We start from the raw sequence: 213 nt of genomic DNA on the forward strand, positions 1-213 counted from the left end.
GCTACACCACCCAATTCTTCACGTTTCACAAACTTAGTATTTACAGGCAACTTGAGAGAAGCAAGACGCAAAGCTTCACGCGCGATCTCTTCAGAAACACCTGCAAGATCAAACATAATTTTACCTGGTTTAACAACGGCAAACCATTTTTCTACGTTACCTTTACCACTTCCCATTCGACCCTCAAGAGGTTTTTGAGTGATTGGCTTGTCC

At 42.7% G+C, this 213-nt stretch carries 1 protein-coding gene; it reads right to left on the reverse strand.

Annotated elements, in window-relative coordinates; genetic code table 11:
- The coding region (rplP, locus tag QCD85_RS23845) for a 50S ribosomal protein L16 (RefSeq protein WP_301264099.1) at window positions 1-213 on the reverse strand (213 nt) is incomplete at both ends.

Origin of the sequence: Paenibacillus sp. PsM32 (assembly GCF_030433815.1) — a bacterium.
Classification (GTDB): domain Bacteria; phylum Bacillota; class Bacilli; order Paenibacillales; family Paenibacillaceae; genus Saccharibacillus; species Saccharibacillus kyungheensis.